This window comes from Bacillus sp. JJ783, from assembly GCF_036963225.1.
Lineage (GTDB): Bacteria > Bacillota > Bacilli > Bacillales > Bacillaceae_G > Bacillus_A > Bacillus_A cereus_U.
The window spans coordinates 174,776-190,742 of sequence record NZ_JBALMG010000054.1; the positions used below are offsets into that span (position 1 = coordinate 174,776).

Genomic DNA, 15,967 nt, shown 5'->3' on the forward strand with positions numbered 1-15,967 from the left:
GGGCAGCCCGACTCCCACAAATAGCGGGATAAAAAAGGTAGCTTGATTGCTACCTTTTTCTATTTCTCTACTAGTTCAAATTTCTCTACAATCATTTTTGCTGGGTAGCTTTCAAGTATTTGAGAAGACCATACATTTATTTTATCCCCTGTTTTTAATTGATCATATGCGTTTTTATCCTTAAAGCTCAAGACTGTATCTGATGGATGCTCTTTATTCATTTGTTGTTCCATATAATTTTGCAACTCTACTTTTGTTTTAAAAGTTTTATCACCGACAAAAAACACCGTGTCATTTCTTAATATAATATATCCTTCTTTAGGTACTTCTTTTACCGCTACTTGCTCTACTGTTTTCATAGTACACGCTGATAATATTATTAGAAACACACCTAAAAATAAAATACTAACGAAGAAGAACATAGCTTTCCTCATAACGATTCCTCCCATATCGAGTCATTCAAAAGAAATTATTCCTTGTCTATTCCTTCCACGCATTATACTATTAATATGCAGAATTTTCTAAAATAAGGAGGTTTATATGTTACAACAACAGTTAGAAGAAATTCGTAATAATAATTATGTAATCAATGGTGCACTTAATATTGATTCTTTAAGTTCCAGTATGCTTCAACATATTGGTGTTACTGATAGCTATTTAAGGGACAAACTCATTTACTCTACTTTTTATCATCTAATTAAGAAAGACTATATTTCACACACACACTTACAGAAACTATTATCAGAAAGCATCAGTGACAATTATTTATTTTATAAAATTCATTCAGGTGACGACGATGCTGTATTTACCCGTGCATTTACAACATTATTAATCGCACTCATTATTGATGCTGATACAAATCATAATTTCCTATCACAGACTGATATTTTAAATGTGAAGGATAAATTAATTCTATATATGAACAAAGAACAGGATTTCCGTGGGTATGTGCAAGACCACGGCTGGGCACATAGTATCGCTCATGCTTCCGATACATTTGAAGCGCTTGTTAATAATCCTAAACTGGAAACTTCACATTACGAAGAAATACTACAAACTTTATTAAACAAAGTTTGTGTCCATTCCATTTATTACAAATATGAAGAAGATGAGCGTATTGTTTATCCGATTGTCGCAATGCTACAAAATGGCTTAGAGGAAGAAATACTCATATTAGCCCTTCATAATTTAGTAGCTCAATTACAAGTTCAAAAACCGACACTACATATTGACTCATATGAATTTCTATACGGAAATATAAAATCTTTCTTGCGCAGCTTATTTTTCAAATTACGTGCAATGTCTATATGTAAAAAAACTGAATGTGAAATTGAAAAATTACTACAAGAACTTCATAAATATTATTACTAAAAAAGAAGGTCACTCAAAAAGTGCCTTCTTCTATTTCACTAATATTTAATTGGAATTTCACGATCCAAACTGAGAAAAGGTGGACAAGAAACGCAAACACCATACATGCTCCACTTAAAAAAGTTAATATAGGATGCGAATACACGTGCCCTAAACCATAGGATATCGCTACGAAAAATATTGTTATGTAAATATAAATTGCTCCATGTATTTGCCTCATATAAGCCTCCTTTTCCCATATTATAACATAAATTTTCTGATTATTCACATTAATTAACTGTAATTAATATTTCTCCACTGTTACACCTCTAACAGCCGCCTTAATATATGGTGCACCTTGTAAACTTTGTAAACTTTGTAAATTCTCTGTTTTTCCAGTTACGACTACACCGTATATTGGTAAGTCTTTTGGTTTTGTATTTTTTATTTCTTTATAGTGTTGTTCAAAATAATCACTTCGTATACCTTCACTATTTTTTGCTAAATACTTTATTTGGTACAGGAACTCTTTTGAGCTTCTTGTTAAATCGTTTTTAATATCTTCATTTACTTTTGCATAGCTTCCTTCAAATCTAAAAATGTTTATAGCCATTACGGCGCTTAATAGTGCACCACTTTTAGGATCTTTTAATCCTACATAAGAGTTTCTTTTCTAAAAAAAGTTTCTGCACATAAAAAATCACACCCAATTTGATGCACTTCTCATATAAATCTATTTTATCTATTTTATTTTTTTCATATAAATTACCACTTTGCATAACAAATAAACTTCGGACCCAATTTCTATCTCTGTTTTAACTTGGCATGGAGCAAAAAAAAGGGGATCGCTTCTCTTTAAAATACTATTCTATTATTTCATTGCTTTCTTCACAACATCTTGAATCATAACAACTTCTGTTTTCATATCAACAGACGGTGCTTCCTCATCAATACATTCATACCAAAACTCCAAATGCCTTTTATCAATTTCATGATGAGAATTTTCGACAAGAGTACCACCTTCTCCTTGCACAGAATACCAATATAGGTACTCTTCTCCATCTCTTATTTCCCGGAAAATTGTCTCTACATACATCTTTTCGTCGTTTAATGTCAAAAGCACTTCTTTCATATTATCATTAAGAAGCTGCATCCATTCATCTACACGATGACTTTTACCTGGCTTTACTTTGAATCTTGTTAATTCTACGTTCATTTTTATTCCCCCATTTTCTTACGGACAAATAAACTATATTCTACCGGATTATGAAACCTTAATTTAATAGCTAGCTTCTAGTCTCCACCGCCTCCGCAATCTCCTCCACCATCACTTGAACTGCTACAATCGCTGCTACTATAGTCACCAAGTCCACTTGATGAGCTTGAGGCTTGTGAAGATTTTTTTCTCTTGTTTCTTTTCTTATCTTTGTTACTCTCATGACTAGGCCACACTTTATAAAACAATATGAAAAATAGGACTAATTCTATTGTGAAAATGATAACGTCTAAAATACTTTCAATAATATTGGGTGTTATTCCAAAACTATAGAATACTTCAAATGAATAAGCACACAAAATCACATAAATAGCCATACTGATATACCTAAATGTTCTACCTATAATAATTGCTATTTTCTTTGAGAGTGGTATATCCTGTTCCTGTTTTTTCTTTAGATATTTTTGTTTTCTAACTTGCTTTCTCTTTCTACTTTTTCTCCCCATTCAATCCCCTCTTTCGACTTCCCTTTTCCGTTCAATTCCAAATTATCACAAAAATACACATTGTAACAAGCGAGATTTCTCGTAAAGTTTTATTTACTTTTTGTAAAGTTTTGTTTACTTTTTACCTATAAATGGATATTATAAATGTAACAAATTTACAAAAAGGAGACTTTGTGCATTTGATTAAAAATAAGGTGAAACAATTCCGCGTCGTTAGAGACATCACCCAAGAGCAATTAGCTTCCTCTGTTCAAATCACTAGACAATCCCTCATCGCTATCGAGAAGAATAAATACAACCCAAGTTTAGAATTAGCATTGAAATTATGTGAGTTTTTCAACTGTAAAGTAGAAGATTTATTTCAATTAGATAAAACTGGGGAGGAAAAAGAATGAAAAATACTTTTAATCAAGAATTCATTTCACATCTTACCATTTTAGTGTTAGGATTGACTTTTCTTTATTTCAATAGTAGTGATGAAGAAAAGATTCGTTCCATCCTTCTATTCGCTGGCGTATACATACTCTTAGCCTTGGTACTATTTGTAGTGAAACGAATATTCTTTAAGAACAAAAAGAAAGAGTCCGAGAAATACCCATTACCTGAGACAGATGAAAGAATTGAAAAAATGGGCTTAAAATTTATGGCGCAAATTTTCGGTCTTTCTCATTTAATTGGCTCTGCGATACTATTTGTTTTATATATCACTAACGAAAATTCGACGATACGAGTAGAGTATGCCCTCTATTACTTGTTTGGAATTCTTTTCTTCACAATGATGTTCGGCTTGAAAATTGTGAAGAAATTAGATAATTAGTTTAAACAAAAAGACCCTTCCTACAAAGGAAAGGTCTTTATTTTATTTCTATTATGATAAAGCAGGAGCTTTTTCAAGAAGCTCTTTCGCATCAGCATATTGTAAGCCGTGCGCTTCTGCAACCGCTTCGAATGTTACATAGCCATCTAATGTGTTAATACCTTTTAATAATGCAGCGTTGCCTAGGCAAGCTTCTTTGTAGCCTTTGTTAGCAATTTGTACTGCATATGGTACTGTTACGTTTGTTAATGCAAGAGTTGATGTACGTGGAACCGCACCTGGCATGTTTGCAACTGCATAATGCACAACGCCATGTTTCTCATAAGTTGGGTTGTCATGAGTTGTAATACGGTCAGTTGTTTCGAAAATACCACCTTGGTCAATCGCAATATCTACAACGACAGAACCTGGTTCCATTGATTGAATCATTTCTTCTGTTACAAGTTTTGGCGCTTTTGCACCTGGGATTAATACTGCACCGATTACAAGATCAGATTCTCTTACAGCTTCTGCAATGTTGTACGGGTTAGACATTAACGTTTTTACTTGGTTTCCAAAAATATCATCTAATTGGCGAAGACGTTCTGCACTTAAGTCGATGATTGTTACATCTGCACCTAAACCTACTGCAATTTTCGCTGCGTTTGTACCAGCTTGACCACCGCCGATAATTGTTACTTTACCGCGTTTAACCCCTGGAACACCTGCAAGTAAAATACCTTTTCCGCCTTTGTTTTTCTCAAGGAACTGTGCACCGATTTGCGCAGACATACGACCTGCAACTTCACTCATTGGTGCAAGTAATGGTAAAGAACGATTGTCTAATTGTACTGTTTCGTATGCAATTGATACCACTTTGTTATCAATTAATGCTTTTGTTAATTCTGGCTCTGGAGCTAAGTGTAAATATGTGAATAAAATTAAACCTTCACGGAAATAACCGTATTCACTTGCAACTGGCTCTTTTACCTTCATAACCATATCTTGATTCCATGCTTCTTCAGCAGTTTCAACAAGTTTCGCACCAGCTTGTACGTATTCTTCATCTGTAAAGCCTGATCCTACACCTGATCCTTTTTGAACAAAAACTTCATGACCATTTTGTACTAAATGTACAGCTCCCGCTGGCGTCATTGCCACGCGGTTTTCATTGTTTTTAATTTCTGTTGGAATACCGATACGCATTATTAGTTCCCCCTTGAGTTATGAAATGACCCCTGAATCATTTTTTTAAAGCGCTTTCTACACTCTTATATTCTAACATAATATCTCAATATTTGACAAAAAATAATACAAGTTTTCCGATAGATTTAACCTTACATTAAAGGACAGTATTATCCGTACCTCTCAGTATAAAGGATAAACTGTCCAATTATTCGAAACTTCACTTTATTTAATTCTATCGATGTCTATGAATAACATCAACAGCGCCGGTTACTTCAATAATCGTACCAGTAATCATATCGGAATCTTCTTCACATAAAAACGAAATGGTTCTTGCAATATCTTCGCCTGTTCCAGATCTACCAATTGGTGTGTTACTACCTTTCAGATTTCGCGCTTCTTCAATCGTTGCTTCTTTCATTTCACCAATTATATCACCAGGGCAAACCATGTTCGCAGTAATACCATATTCCGCCTCTTCGTAAGCTACTGTTTTCGTTAATGAAACAAGTCCTACTTTCGCAGCCGCAAAGGCTGAACGATAAATCCATCCAGGTGCGCTATCTGCCCCTTGAAATCCATAGTTAATAATACGGCCAAATTGCTGGTTTCTCATAATCGGTACGACAAGTTTTAATAAATGAAACACCGCTGTTAAATTACCCTGGATCATTTCATTCCATTCGTCTTCTTCGTAATCGACTAACTTTTTCCTTTCAAATACGTAAGGACCAGCATTATTAATTAAAAAGTCAATTTTGCCAAAACGGCTCATCGCTTCTTCTACTATTTTATGTAAATCTTCCTTTTTCGTGACATCAGCTTGCACGAACTGTAGACGTTCTTCCATATTTTTATATGTTTCTTTCATTGTTTCCATAGCAGTTATATCGCTATGATACGTTACTGTTACTGAATACCCTTTAGCCAATAACTTTTCTGTTACTTTCTTTCCTAAACCTTTCGTACCGGCTGTAATGAGCGCATGTCTCACAAAACTGCCTCCTTTTAAATTGCCATACTTCATATGTAACAAGTTCTCGCTCCAATTACAACTAAAATGAATTGAAACAAAGTTTTCAAAATTCTGTAACGTTTTAACAGGCACATTACCATAATTTGTTTTATAATTAAGTTGTAAACAGTTATAAAAATGATTGGGAGGAATTTACTATGAATAATACATATACAAATATTTTAATCGCGGTGGACGGTTCTAAAGAAGCAGAAAAAGCCTTTAAAAAGGCAATTCAAGTCGCAAAACGAAACAATGCAACATTAACAATTGCTCATATCGTTGATGTAAAAGCATACTCAGCAGTAGAGGCGTATAGCCGAGCAATTGCTGAACGTGCAAATCTATTTGCAGAAGACTTATTAGAAGACTACAAAAAAACTGCGCTTGAAGCTGGCCTTGAAAACATTGAAACTGTATTAGAATTCGGTAATCCTAAATCTAAAATTTCAAAAGAAATTGCTCCAAACAATAAAGTAGACTTAATTATGTGTGGTGCAACTGGTTTAAATGCTGTTGAGCGTTTCCTAATTGGTAGCGTCTCTGAACATATTATTCGCTATGCGAAATGCGATGTCCTTGTTGTTCGTGGTGATGAGGAGCAAGGTGATCTTTAATTTATAATAAAAAAACACCAAGTCCACATGGGCTTGGTGTTTTTCATTTCACATATTTCACTACAAATACGAAACAAGCTACAACAACAATGACAACTGCAAACACATAAGGCGGAAGGAACTTCAAAGACCATAGCGCCATCATTAACGTCGCAACCGTTAAGTACGTTTGCTTTGCATCTTCTGTCATTTTTTTACGGAGTAAGAAAACATACACATAACCGATTGGCGGCGTAATGAAGCAAAGAACATATATAATTTTTGATTTTAAATACCACTTGTGTTCTCCAAGTTTCTTTATGTCTTCTTCTATTCTCTTACTCTCTTGTTCTCTCGCTTCTTCTTCAATAGGATCTTCCTCTTCTCCTCGCTTTTCTTTCATATAAGGAAGAAAGTGCATGAAAAAATAACATGCAAATACAATTGCCCAAAATTCAATATCCAATCTTTCTAGTGGAATATGCTCACTAAAAAATGCAGCAGCAATCACTAAAGAAAAACAATACGTTGTCATCCAAAATGAACGTTTTCTCTTTTTCCGTTCTATTTCTTTTTTATCTTTTACTTCTTGTACTTTCTTTTTTTTAGAAAGCCATACAGAAATACAGCAATCTACTACAAATAAAGTAAAGATAAATATTGCTATATGTATTGTTTTTACATTCTCAAATGTAAATATTTTTGGGAATGCAACGTGTAATACAATTAGCGTATACAAAATTAACCCTACAAAATAAATACGTCTCATTTTCCATTCCTTTCTTATTTTCTAACATTACACTAACATACATTTTTTAGTAATAGACGGACAAAATATATGTGTTTAGAAAAGGAGGGTGCTACATGGATGATTATGAACGTATTATTTTAGATGTGAATGGGAAAGAAATCGAAATGTTAGATACGATCCGCACACATTTTAAAGAGAAGCATGGTGTGGAAGTAAGTAATGGTGCATTACTTAGAGATTTGATGGATATTGAGTATATTCGAATTACGGAAGGTCGACATAAGTATGATTAATCGATGAAGCTTTAAGCCTAGAACATATTGTTCTAGGCTTAATTAAATCTATACGAAAAATGTTATAATTAGGAAAAAGAATGGAGGATACCAAAATATGCAATCTGAAAATATCGCAAAACATTTTCATACATTACATGTGCAAAGAGACCAGTTCCTTCCTAAGCTTCATTCACTTTCACACGAACAACTATGGTACAGGAAAGAGGACGGAAAATGGTCTATTGGTGAACACTTTTATCACTTATATTTAATTGCAAGAATGCTAAAAGTAGCGATTAAATTCTCTTTCACTCTTATTCCTTATGCCAAACTAAGAAAAAACGCCCCATTTGCAACTGACATACATGATATTTATGCCGAATATAAAGAAAAACACGGCAAAGGAATGAAAGCTCCTTGGATTTTAATCCCTTCAAAAAAAGTCTATTACTCTATGAATGTAAACGAATTAGAAGAATTACTTTCAAGTGAAACAGATGAAATAAAAAAACTAGTTCAAAATATAGAAGAAAATATTGCAGGACATATCGTATTTTTAGATCCAATTGCTCACTACCCTAACCTTATTCAATCTATCGAGCTTTTAGCGATTCATGAGAAGCATCATTTTATGATTATGAAAAACAATTATGAAATGATAGATACATACCTAAAAATCTAAATACAAAAAGGTAAGGTGCTTTCTAAAAAAGCACCTTACCTTCTATATCATACATCATTTAACTTCCAACAAACTCTATGGCTAACCCCTTCGCCTTCTCCAAAGCGTTTTTGATTTGTTCAAACCCTGTTCCGCCAGCACTATTACGGCGCTTTACAGCAGCATAAGGTGACAGAACCTCATACAAATCTTCTTCAAATAACGGACTCATTTCTTTATACGTTTCAAGTGGTACATCTAATAAATAAATTCCTTTTTGTGTGCAATGTAGAACTAACTTCCCAACAATTTCATGAGCTTGACGGAACGGTAGTCCCTTGCTTGCTAAATAGTCAGCAATTTCTGTTGCGTTAGAGAAGTCTTGCGTCACAGCTTGCCCCATTTTTTCTTTGTTTACAGTCATCGTTTCAATCATGCCTGCCATAATATGAAGGCATCCTTCTACTGTTTTCACTGTATCAAACATGCCTTCTTTATCTTCTTGTAAGTCTTTATTGTAAGCGAGCGGCAATCCTTTCATTACTGTAAGTAAGCTAAATAAATTGCCATATACTCTGCCTGTTTTTCCGCGAATAAGTTCCGCCATATCCGGATTTTTCTTTTGCGGCATAATACTGCTTCCAGTTGCGTATTGATCGCTCATTTCAATAAATTGAAACTCTTGACTACTCCATAAAATAAGTTCTTCGCAAAAGCGTGATAAGTGCATCATAAGCATAGATGAGTTACTTAAAAACTCCAGTATGAAATCACGATCGCTTACCGCATCTAAACTATTTTCATAGATTCCATTAAATCCAAGAAGCTCCGCACTATATTCTCGGTCAATCGGGAATGTTGTACCAGCTAGCGCTCCTGCTCCTAATGGTGAAATGTTAATACGCTTTAACGAATCTTCATAACGATTCACATCACGCTCTAACATCCAAAAGTAGGCCAGGATATGATGAGCAAACGATATAGGCTGTGCGCGCTGCAAGTGCGTATAACCAGGCATAATGGTTTCAATGTTATTTTCCGCTTGATGAACAAGAACAGTTTGCAATTGTTTTGTAGCTTTTATAATATCTTCTACTTTTTCTTTTAAATACAAATGCATATCTGTCGCTACTTGATCGTTACGGCTTCGGCCTGTATGAAGTTTCCCTCCTACTTCACCGATTCTTTCAATTAACATTTTTTCAATGTTTAAGTGAATATCCTCAGCTTCTACCGAGAAATGAAGTTTATTCTTTTTCGCTTCCTCTAATAAATACTGAAGCCCTATCTTGATTTTCTCTGCTTCCTCTTTCGTAACGATGCCTTGCTTTGCTAACATCGTTACGTGTGCAATACTCCCTTTTATATCTTGGCTAACCAATTGCTTATCAAAGGAAATAGAAGCTCCGAATTCTTCTACCCATGCTTCCGCTTCTTCTGTAAAACGTCCGCCCCAAAGTTTGCTCACGCTTCCACCTTCTTCTGATTCACTTGGCTGTATACTTTTGTAGGTAAACCGAATAATGAAATGAAACCAACTGCTGCATCATGATTAAATTCATCCTGAGCAGTATACGTTGCAAGTTTTTCATCATATAAAGAGTACTCAGATTTACGTCCTTCTACAATCGCATGACCTTTAAATAATTTCACACGTACTGTACCTGTTACATTTTTTTGCGTTTCTTGTAAGAAAGCATTGAGTGCTTGTTTTAAAGGTGAGAACCATAAACCGTTATAAATTAATTCTGTTAGTTTTTGCTCAATCATCGGTTTGAAATGAGCGACCTCTTTCACAAGTGTTAAATCTTCAAGTTCTTTATGCGCTGTTATTAATGTCATTGCCGCTGGGCATTCGTACACTTCACGAGATTTAATACCTATAAGGCGATTTTCTACATGATCGATACGTCCAACGCCGTGTTTTCCAGCAAGTGCATTTAACGTTTTAATTAGTTCTGAAAGTGAATATGCAGTGCCGTTTAAAGTCGTCGGTACCCCTGCTTCAAATCCGATTTCTACAAACTCTGGTTTATTCGGTGTATCTTCTAATGCTAATGTCATCTCGTATGCTTCTTCTGGCGGTGCTGCCCATGGATCTTCTAAAATTCCACATTCGTTGCTGCGTCCCCATAAGTTTTGATCGATTGAAAACGGGCTATCTAAATTAATTGGAATCGGTATATCATTTTCTTTTGCATACGCAATTTCTTCTTCACGTGACCATTTCCATTCACGTACAGGCGCAATAACTTCTAAATATGGATTCAACGCTTGAATAGAAACTTCAAAACGAACTTGATCATTCCCTTTCCCTGTACATCCATGTGCAACTGCCGTTGCGCCTTCTTGTTCTGCAATTTCCACTAATTTTTTCGCAATAAGCGGACGAGATAATGCAGAGACAAGAGGATATTTCCCTTCGTATAACGTGTGAGCTTGCATCGCTATCAATGCATATTCATTCGCATATTCTTCTTGAACATCAATCATATATGATTTAATTGCTCCTACTGAAAGTGCTTTTTCTTTTACAAACGCTAAGTCTTTACCTTCCCCTAAATCTAAGCAAAGCGCGATAATATCATAATTTTTCTCTTGTAACCATTTAATTGCAACGGAAGTATCAAGACCTCCGGAATATGCTAATACAACTTTTTTCTTCTCCATTTTGCATCCCCCTAAAGAATAAATATTCATCTTTTCTTATAATAATCCAAACTTTATCACCTTTCATAAAATGAATCAAGGGGAATTTATAATTTTTTTCAAACAATTCCGTCGAACTTCTTTCTTTTTTTATGTAAAATAGAGGCAGGAAACTGGAGGGGTGTCTATGAAAAAGTATTTTATATACAATAAACATCTAGGAATTGAAGTGCCGAACATACAAGAAAAATGGGAAGACATCTCTGAACAAGCGCAGCATTCTATTTTATTAAAATGGGAGCAAATTCGCGGAAAAATACCTGATCGTATACAAGAGCTTGAACATCATATTAATCAAAAACAACATTGTTTAAATAACGAAGATAATTTCGAAATTTCCTGTAGGCTTAATTCAGAAATTGCCGATCTCGCTTCAATTATTAACGATCTTTGGCTTTGGTATCGTCTAACGCAAAACGTATCTGAGGGAAAAGCACACCAATGAAAAAAGCATGCCCCTCATTTACTTTGGGTCATGCTTTTTTATCGTAACAAGCTTTGCAATATATTTCTTGCGCCGTTTTTGCTAAACATACATCAAACGGGCCTACTAATATACTTCTTTCTTTCGGCAACTTCACAAAAGCAACAAGTTCTTCTTCATATTGAATCTTTTTCTCGCAAATTGCACATACTAATTCCTTTCTCTTGAACATATCTTTGAACATGATTCATCATCCCCTTTTATCTACTTATATTAATATGATCTCACAACAAGTAATCCTTGTAAAAAATGACACATCACAAATCATCTCGTTCATATACTAATGAAACGTATTTATGAATGAAAGGAGGCCTTTAATGTATGCGAGCTTTCATTATTATCGCTTTAACTTTTTTAAGTGTTATTAGTTGGGATGCATTTTTTAAAGATAAAAGTGACGAAAAAAATACAACTGAATAAACAGCTATCTTTTCTTACTTATTGGACAAACTTCTAAAAACTGTCCATTCCTGCAAAATAACTTAGGCTTTTCTACAAAAATATTTAAAGATAACAATTTTTGTAGATTCCCTCCGGTTATTGTCGGTTTCCATCCGCATGCATTTTTTGAAAGTATGATATAATAATATAAATCTTGAAGGAAGGGATTTTGATATCATGATCGCTCGAAGGAGCATGTGGCATCGTATTGACGAATCATACACGTAGCGTATTTTTCAGCTCAGATACTTTAGTCTAGCGAAAAAAATACGAGAGTGGGGAAATTATGATTGCCCGAAGGATAATTTGGCAAAAAAAAGACTCTTCTTACACATAGCGTTTTGTTTAGGACTTAATTGTTACTAGCTAAACAAAACAAAGAAGAGCAGGATTGCTAAATGAAGAATTCTACTCCACGTTTTGTTTAGTCGCTTTAAGACTTAAACTAAAACGAAGGTAGGGAGAATTGATGGACGAGAGGATTATTCGTTATTTCTTCAGCGACATATAGCGTAGTTAGTTTTACGTAAACTAACTGAAAGCTACATGTGAGCTCGTAGTTAGTTTACAACACCAAAAGGACTACTAACTACGGAAAGAAGGAATAACGATGAGGAACATCCAAAGTCGACAAATTATTAAAGAAGTTTTTATGGTTTTAATCGGTTCATTTATTTTAGCAGCAGCGCTATATCACATTCACTTCCAAAACCACTTAACAGAAGGTGGCTTTGTAGGTATTGCACTATTTATCCAAAATTTTTATGATATTTCACCATCTATTTCAACTGTAGTAATGGATATCCCTATTATTTTACTATGTGCTTCATTTTTAGGTAGAAAAATGGTTGGCTATTCATTCTTAGGTTCACTTTCATTCGGAGTATTTTATTCCCTTATGGAAAATTATTCTCCTTTTACGGTAGATTTATCAAATAATTTATTTGTAGCTGCAGTAGTTGGCGGTGCGTTAGCTGGTATTGGACTCGGTTTTATATTGCGATTTGGCGGTGCAACCGGTGGAGACGATATTTTAACAATTATATTAAGTAAACGAACTCGGTTTACAATTGGGCAAATTTTCTTCGTCTTTGACGCGATTGTTCTTGCGCTTTCATTATATTATTTAAATTGGACAGAAATTGCTTTTACTATTCTTTCGATTGCCGTACAGGCAAAAACATTGGATTTAATTTACTATCCAAAAACAGAAAAGAAAGCAGCAAAGCAACCCGTTTCTATTCCAATGTCCAAAAAACATGCGACAAACTAAAAAGCGAAAGGCTTCGGCCTCTCGCTTTTTTTCATGCTCTCTTTTCTTTTTCTAATATGTAGCGTACTTGATAAAACTTATTTGCAAATTCAGTAACATTCCTCGTTAAGCGATAGTTCACTGTAGATCCAATTGCCATTCCAAGTACAGGAATGCCTTGGAATAATTTGCGACGAAGAGCATAAATCGAAAATGTCTTCAAAATTTGTTTTAACACAACCTCAGTAGAAGCTGGCTTTAACACCTCTTCGTCTCCTTCATAAAAGAATGAATCTTCTTGCTCAAGTTCTCTCAGTAAATTGTACCATGCATATTGCTGAAGTCTCGCCGGCAATAATGCTGCATGGAATACCTTTAACGCAAGCATCATTTCATACGGCTTGTTCACATCATGCCCAAATGATGTCGCAATAAGTTGTACAGCCTTCACATTTAATGCAATCATAACCGGAAAATCAGCCGTTAATAATAATAGACCGCCAGCACCTGTTGCTCCGCCTTGTACGAATGAATATAGACGATGACGTGCTGTTTGCTGCTCTGCTATGTATGTTAATTGATCAATAGATAACGCCTTCAAATCTTCAAGTTGCTCAATGGATTCATCAAATAATCTCGACGTTCCTAAAATACGATTACGTGCATCTAACTGTGATTGTGAACTTTGAATAAGTGCATGCAAATGAAAGAGCCATCCATCTGCTTTCGTAAAAAAGTCTTTTCGTTTTTTCTCAGGTAATTTTGCAACTGTAGTATGCAACCACTTATCAAACATCTTTTGAAAATCGGTCGCTTCTTGCTCTACTAATTGCCCTTCCCACTCTTTTATATTTTCTAAAATGGCTTGTTCTCGCTTCGATCGCATCGCAACAACCACCTCGTTCGATTTTTTTCTATTGTATCATATTTGCAAATATGCTTGTACATCGCGTGTTTTTTATTTACAGCCTAAGTCCAAACATCTATCCGAATACATGTTATCAATTTCTACTTAGCTACATTATAATCATCCTTATACAAAACAAATAAGGAGCGATTATACATATGTATCCACGTGCAAAAGCTTTTGGCATTGCTATACATCAAGAGCGACTTCTCGTACAAGAATATCGTACAGGCGACGAAACATATTATCGTCCTCTTGGCGGTTCAATTGAACTTGGTGAGAAATCAGCAGATACCATTATTCGAGAATTTAAAGAAGAGCTTCATGCAGAAATAGAAGTTACCGATTATTTAGGATGCTTAGAAAACATCTTTCATCTAGATGGGGAAATTGGTCATGAGATTATTCAACTATATTCTTTGCGTTTATTAGACACATCACTATATGAAATGGAATTACTGAATATAAAGGATGAACAAACAGCGTCTTATGCAAAATGGGTTCCCATTACTGCATTCATTCAGAAGGAAAAATTATTATATCCAGGTGGAATTTTAAAATATATCAAAAAGAAAAAAGACGAAATCCTTTAGGATCTCGTCTTTTTCATGCATATATTAACCAATATCTCCAAGACGTAATACGTCACGAGCAATCATAACTTCTTCGTCAGTTGGAATTACGATAATTTTTACTGGAGAGTGTGGGAAGCTGATGAATGCTTCTTCACCAAAGATGTTATTGCGTTTCACGTCGAAGTATACGCCCATGTACTCAAGGCCTTCTAATACGCGCTCACGAATAACTGCACTGTTTTCACCGATACCAGCTGTGAAGATGATTGCGTCTACACCTTTCATACGAGCTGTGTAAGAACCGATGTATTTGTGGATACGGCTTACGAATACATCAAGTGCTACTTTCGCACGGTGGTCGCCTTCTTCTTCTTTAGAAATGATGTCACGTAGGTCACTAGAGTAACCAGTAAGACCTAACATACCACTCTTCTTGTTTAATACGTTAACTACTTCTTCTACTGTTTGGCCTGTTTTTTCCATGATATATGGAATTAACGCAGGGTCAATGTTACCAGAACGTGTACCCATTGTTACACCAGCAAGTGGAGTGAAGCCCATAGAAGTATCGATAGATTTTCCGCCTTCTACTGCTGCGATACTTGCACCGTTACCTAAGTGACAAGAAAGTAGGCTTAAGCTTTCAAGTGGACGACCTAATAATTCAGCCGCACGCTCAGTTACGTATTTATGAGAAGTTCCGTGGAAACCGTATTTACGGATGCCAAATTTCTCATAGTACTCATATGGTAAGCTGTATAGGAATGCAGATTCCGGCATTGTTTGGTGGAATGCTGTATCGAATACTGCTACTGCTGGTACGTTTGGTAGTACTTCTTGGAATGATTTAATACCAACAAGGTTTGCTGGGTTGTGAAGTGGTGCTAAATCGCTTAAGTCTTCGATATCAGCTAATACTTCATCATTAATTAAAACAGAATCAGCAAATTTTTCGCCGCCGTGTACAACACGGTGACCGATACCGCCAATCTCATCAAGAGATTTTACGATTCCGTTTTCAGTTAATTTCTTAAGAAGCATGTTAACTGCTACTGCATGATCTGGGATGTTTGTAATTTCTTTTTGTTTTTCGCCATTTACAGTAATTGTGAAGACACTATCTTCTAAACCGATACGTTCTACTAAACCTTTTGTTAATACTGTTTCACTTGGCATTTCAAATAATTGGAACTTTAAGGAAGAGCTTCCTGCGTTAATCGCGATGATTTTTGACATCTAGTCTTTCGC

21 protein-coding genes and 1 pseudogene are annotated in these 15,967 nt (G+C 35.0%); 9 read left to right on the top strand and 13 right to left on the bottom strand.

Annotated features, from left to right (window positions below; genetic code table 11):
* Positions 1–59: 59 nt before the first annotated feature.
* The gene (locus V7038_RS12465; RefSeq protein ID WP_002112222.1) at positions 60–434 is read right to left on the bottom strand and encodes a DUF3221 domain-containing protein; all 375 of its coding nucleotides are present in this window, start codon (positions 432–434) and stop codon (positions 60–62) included.
* A 106-nt stretch (positions 435–540) separates the two neighbouring features.
* Here V7038_RS12465 and V7038_RS12470 point away from each other — a divergent pair, with 106 nt between their 5' ends.
* The gene (locus tag V7038_RS12470) at positions 541–1,371 is read left to right on the top strand and encodes a DUF2785 domain-containing protein (protein ID WP_002112223.1); all 831 of its coding nucleotides are present in this window, start codon (positions 541–543) and stop codon (positions 1,369–1,371) included.
* 13 nt (positions 1,372–1,384) lie between these two features.
* Here V7038_RS12470 and V7038_RS12475 read toward each other — a convergent pair whose 3' ends face one another.
* The 4 genes and pseudogenes from V7038_RS12475 to V7038_RS12495 all read right to left on the bottom strand — a co-directional run bounded on the left by V7038_RS12475 (position 1,385) and on the right by V7038_RS12495 (position 3,072).
* A complete protein-coding gene (locus V7038_RS12475) occupies positions 1,385–1,591 on the bottom strand; it encodes a hypothetical protein (RefSeq protein WP_002112225.1) in 207 nt (68 codons plus the stop codon).
* A 63-nt stretch (positions 1,592–1,654) separates the two neighbouring features.
* Positions 1,655–2,023: pseudogene (locus tag V7038_RS12480) on the bottom strand (anti sigma factor C-terminal domain-containing protein); the annotation flags it as partial.
* A gap of 198 nt (positions 2,024–2,221) precedes the next feature.
* Positions 2,222–2,566, bottom strand: a complete 345-nt coding sequence (locus V7038_RS12485) for a DUF6176 family protein (RefSeq protein ID WP_002112228.1) — start codon at positions 2,564–2,566, stop codon at positions 2,222–2,224.
* 77 nt (positions 2,567–2,643) lie between these two features.
* Entirely contained in the window at positions 2,644–3,072 is a 429-nt protein-coding gene (locus V7038_RS12495; protein WP_002112230.1) for a hypothetical protein, read from the bottom strand.
* A 131-nt stretch (positions 3,073–3,203) separates the two neighbouring features.
* Between V7038_RS12495 and V7038_RS12500 the strand changes: the two genes are divergently transcribed.
* Together V7038_RS12500 and V7038_RS12505 are read left to right on the top strand one after the other, a co-directional pair.
* Complete coding sequence (locus tag V7038_RS12500) at positions 3,204–3,467, top strand: helix-turn-helix transcriptional regulator (protein WP_002199181.1); 264 nt, start codon at positions 3,204–3,206, stop codon at positions 3,465–3,467.
* Positions 3,464–3,889: a hypothetical protein gene (locus tag V7038_RS12505; protein ID WP_002112236.1), complete on the top strand. Its 426-nt coding sequence runs from the start codon at positions 3,464–3,466 to the stop codon at positions 3,887–3,889. Before V7038_RS12500 ends, V7038_RS12505 begins: the two co-directional genes overlap by 4 nt.
* Positions 3,890–3,940: 51 nt before the next feature.
* Here the strand turns inward: V7038_RS12505 and ald are convergent, their stop codons facing one another.
* Together ald and V7038_RS12515 are read right to left on the bottom strand one after the other, a co-directional pair.
* Positions 3,941–5,074 carry an alanine dehydrogenase gene (ald, locus tag V7038_RS12510; RefSeq protein WP_002112237.1) on the bottom strand — a complete coding sequence of 378 codons (1,134 nt, stop codon included), beginning with the start codon at positions 5,072–5,074 and terminating at the stop codon, positions 3,941–3,943.
* A 214-nt stretch (positions 5,075–5,288) separates the two neighbouring features.
* A complete protein-coding gene (locus tag V7038_RS12515; RefSeq protein ID WP_033711008.1) occupies positions 5,289–6,080 on the bottom strand; it encodes an SDR family oxidoreductase in 792 nt (263 codons plus the stop codon).
* A 146-nt stretch (positions 6,081–6,226) separates the two neighbouring features.
* Between V7038_RS12515 and V7038_RS12520 the strand changes: the two genes are divergently transcribed.
* The gene (locus V7038_RS12520; RefSeq protein WP_002112239.1) at positions 6,227–6,685 is read left to right on the top strand and encodes a universal stress protein; all 459 of its coding nucleotides are present in this window, start codon (positions 6,227–6,229) and stop codon (positions 6,683–6,685) included.
* A 43-nt stretch (positions 6,686–6,728) separates the two neighbouring features.
* On the opposite strand, the gene V7038_RS12525 is transcribed toward V7038_RS12520, so the two are convergent.
* Entirely contained in the window at positions 6,729–7,433 is a 705-nt protein-coding gene (locus tag V7038_RS12525; RefSeq protein WP_002112240.1) for a hypothetical protein, read from the bottom strand.
* A gap of 95 nt (positions 7,434–7,528) precedes the next feature.
* Between V7038_RS12525 and V7038_RS12530 the strand changes: the two genes are divergently transcribed.
* Both V7038_RS12530 and V7038_RS12535 read left to right on the top strand, forming a co-directional pair.
* Positions 7,529–7,708 (top strand): hypothetical protein, encoded by a 180-nt coding sequence (locus V7038_RS12530; RefSeq protein WP_002112241.1) that lies wholly within the window; start codon positions 7,529–7,531, stop codon positions 7,706–7,708.
* Between the two features lie 97 nt (positions 7,709–7,805).
* Complete coding sequence (locus V7038_RS12535; protein ID WP_002112242.1) at positions 7,806–8,372, top strand: DinB family protein; 567 nt, start codon at positions 7,806–7,808, stop codon at positions 8,370–8,372.
* A 58-nt stretch (positions 8,373–8,430) separates the two neighbouring features.
* Here V7038_RS12535 and argH read toward each other — a convergent pair whose 3' ends face one another.
* Both argH and V7038_RS12545 read right to left on the bottom strand, forming a co-directional pair.
* Positions 8,431–9,819, bottom strand: a complete 1,389-nt coding sequence (gene argH / locus V7038_RS12540; protein WP_335470388.1) for an argininosuccinate lyase — start codon at positions 9,817–9,819, stop codon at positions 8,431–8,433.
* Positions 9,816–11,021, bottom strand: a complete 1,206-nt coding sequence (locus tag V7038_RS12545; RefSeq protein WP_002112244.1) for an argininosuccinate synthase — start codon at positions 11,019–11,021, stop codon at positions 9,816–9,818. Before V7038_RS12545 ends, argH begins: the two co-directional genes overlap by 4 nt.
* 166 nt (positions 11,022–11,187) lie before the next feature.
* Here V7038_RS12545 and V7038_RS12550 point away from each other — a divergent pair, with 166 nt between their 5' ends.
* Complete coding sequence (locus V7038_RS12550; protein WP_002112245.1) at positions 11,188–11,505, top strand: hypothetical protein; 318 nt, start codon at positions 11,188–11,190, stop codon at positions 11,503–11,505.
* Between the two features lie 28 nt (positions 11,506–11,533).
* Here the strand turns inward: V7038_RS12550 and V7038_RS12555 are convergent, their stop codons facing one another.
* Complete coding sequence (locus tag V7038_RS12555) at positions 11,534–11,728, bottom strand: hypothetical protein (RefSeq protein ID WP_002112246.1); 195 nt, start codon at positions 11,726–11,728, stop codon at positions 11,534–11,536.
* 867 nt (positions 11,729–12,595) lie between these two features.
* Here V7038_RS12555 and V7038_RS12560 point away from each other — a divergent pair.
* Positions 12,596–13,258 (top strand): YitT family protein, encoded by a 663-nt coding sequence (locus tag V7038_RS12560; RefSeq protein WP_002112250.1) that lies wholly within the window; start codon positions 12,596–12,598, stop codon positions 13,256–13,258.
* Between the two features lie 31 nt (positions 13,259–13,289).
* Here V7038_RS12560 and V7038_RS12565 read toward each other — a convergent pair whose 3' ends face one another.
* Positions 13,290–14,123: an EcsC family protein gene (locus V7038_RS12565; protein ID WP_002112252.1), complete on the bottom strand. Its 834-nt coding sequence runs from the start codon at positions 14,121–14,123 to the stop codon at positions 13,290–13,292.
* A 179-nt stretch (positions 14,124–14,302) separates the two neighbouring features.
* On the opposite strand from V7038_RS12565, the gene V7038_RS12570 reads away from it, so the two are divergent.
* Positions 14,303–14,737, top strand: a complete 435-nt coding sequence (locus V7038_RS12570) for an NUDIX hydrolase (protein WP_002112253.1) — start codon at positions 14,303–14,305, stop codon at positions 14,735–14,737.
* Positions 14,738–14,761: 24 nt separating this feature from the next.
* Here the strand turns inward: V7038_RS12570 and ackA are convergent, their stop codons facing one another.
* Positions 14,762–15,955 (bottom strand): acetate kinase, encoded by a 1,194-nt coding sequence (gene ackA / locus V7038_RS12575; protein WP_002112254.1) that lies wholly within the window; start codon positions 15,953–15,955, stop codon positions 14,762–14,764.
* Positions 15,956–15,967 lie beyond the last annotated feature (12 nt).

Bases quoted from the DNA above. Each gene is read 5' to 3' on its own strand.
- V7038_RS12550 (WP_002112245.1), top strand. From the start codon at position 11,188: ATGAAAAAGTATTTTATATACAATAAACATCTAGGAATTGAAGTGCCG.
- V7038_RS12555 (WP_002112246.1), bottom strand. From the start codon at position 11,728: ATGTTCAAAGATATGTTCAAGAGAAAGGAATTAGTATGTGCAATTTGC.
- ald (WP_002112237.1), bottom strand. From the start codon at position 5,074: ATGCGTATCGGTATTCCAACAGAAATTAAAAACAATGAAAACCGCGTG.
- V7038_RS12535 (WP_002112242.1), top strand. From the start codon at position 7,806: ATGCAATCTGAAAATATCGCAAAACATTTTCATACATTACATGTGCAA.
- V7038_RS12565 (WP_002112252.1), bottom strand. From the start codon at position 14,123: ATGCGATCGAAGCGAGAACAAGCCATTTTAGAAAATATAAAAGAGTGG.
- V7038_RS12515 (WP_033711008.1), bottom strand. From the start codon at position 6,080: ATGAAGTATGGCAATTTAAAAGGAGGCAGTTTTGTGAGACATGCGCTC.
- V7038_RS12465 (WP_002112222.1), bottom strand. From the start codon at position 434: ATGAGGAAAGCTATGTTCTTCTTCGTTAGTATTTTATTTTTAGGTGTG.
- V7038_RS12485 (WP_002112228.1), bottom strand. From the start codon at position 2,566: ATGAACGTAGAATTAACAAGATTCAAAGTAAAGCCAGGTAAAAGTCAT.
- V7038_RS12560 (WP_002112250.1), top strand. From the start codon at position 12,596: ATGAGGAACATCCAAAGTCGACAAATTATTAAAGAAGTTTTTATGGTT.
- V7038_RS12495 (WP_002112230.1), bottom strand. From the start codon at position 3,072: ATGGGGAGAAAAAGTAGAAAGAGAAAGCAAGTTAGAAAACAAAAATAT.
- V7038_RS12525 (WP_002112240.1), bottom strand. From the start codon at position 7,433: ATGAGACGTATTTATTTTGTAGGGTTAATTTTGTATACGCTAATTGTA.
- V7038_RS12475 (WP_002112225.1), bottom strand. From the start codon at position 1,591: ATGAGGCAAATACATGGAGCAATTTATATTTACATAACAATATTTTTC.
- ackA (WP_002112254.1), bottom strand. From the start codon at position 15,955: ATGTCAAAAATCATCGCGATTAACGCAGGAAGCTCTTCCTTAAAGTTC.
- V7038_RS12570 (WP_002112253.1), top strand. From the start codon at position 14,303: ATGTATCCACGTGCAAAAGCTTTTGGCATTGCTATACATCAAGAGCGA.
- V7038_RS12520 (WP_002112239.1), top strand. From the start codon at position 6,227: ATGAATAATACATATACAAATATTTTAATCGCGGTGGACGGTTCTAAA.
- V7038_RS12470 (WP_002112223.1), top strand. From the start codon at position 541: ATGTTACAACAACAGTTAGAAGAAATTCGTAATAATAATTATGTAATC.
- V7038_RS12530 (WP_002112241.1), top strand. From the start codon at position 7,529: ATGGATGATTATGAACGTATTATTTTAGATGTGAATGGGAAAGAAATC.
- V7038_RS12545 (WP_002112244.1), bottom strand. From the start codon at position 11,021: ATGGAGAAGAAAAAAGTTGTATTAGCATATTCCGGAGGTCTTGATACT.
- V7038_RS12500 (WP_002199181.1), top strand. From the start codon at position 3,204: ATGGATATTATAAATGTAACAAATTTACAAAAAGGAGACTTTGTGCAT.
- V7038_RS12505 (WP_002112236.1), top strand. From the start codon at position 3,464: ATGAAAAATACTTTTAATCAAGAATTCATTTCACATCTTACCATTTTA.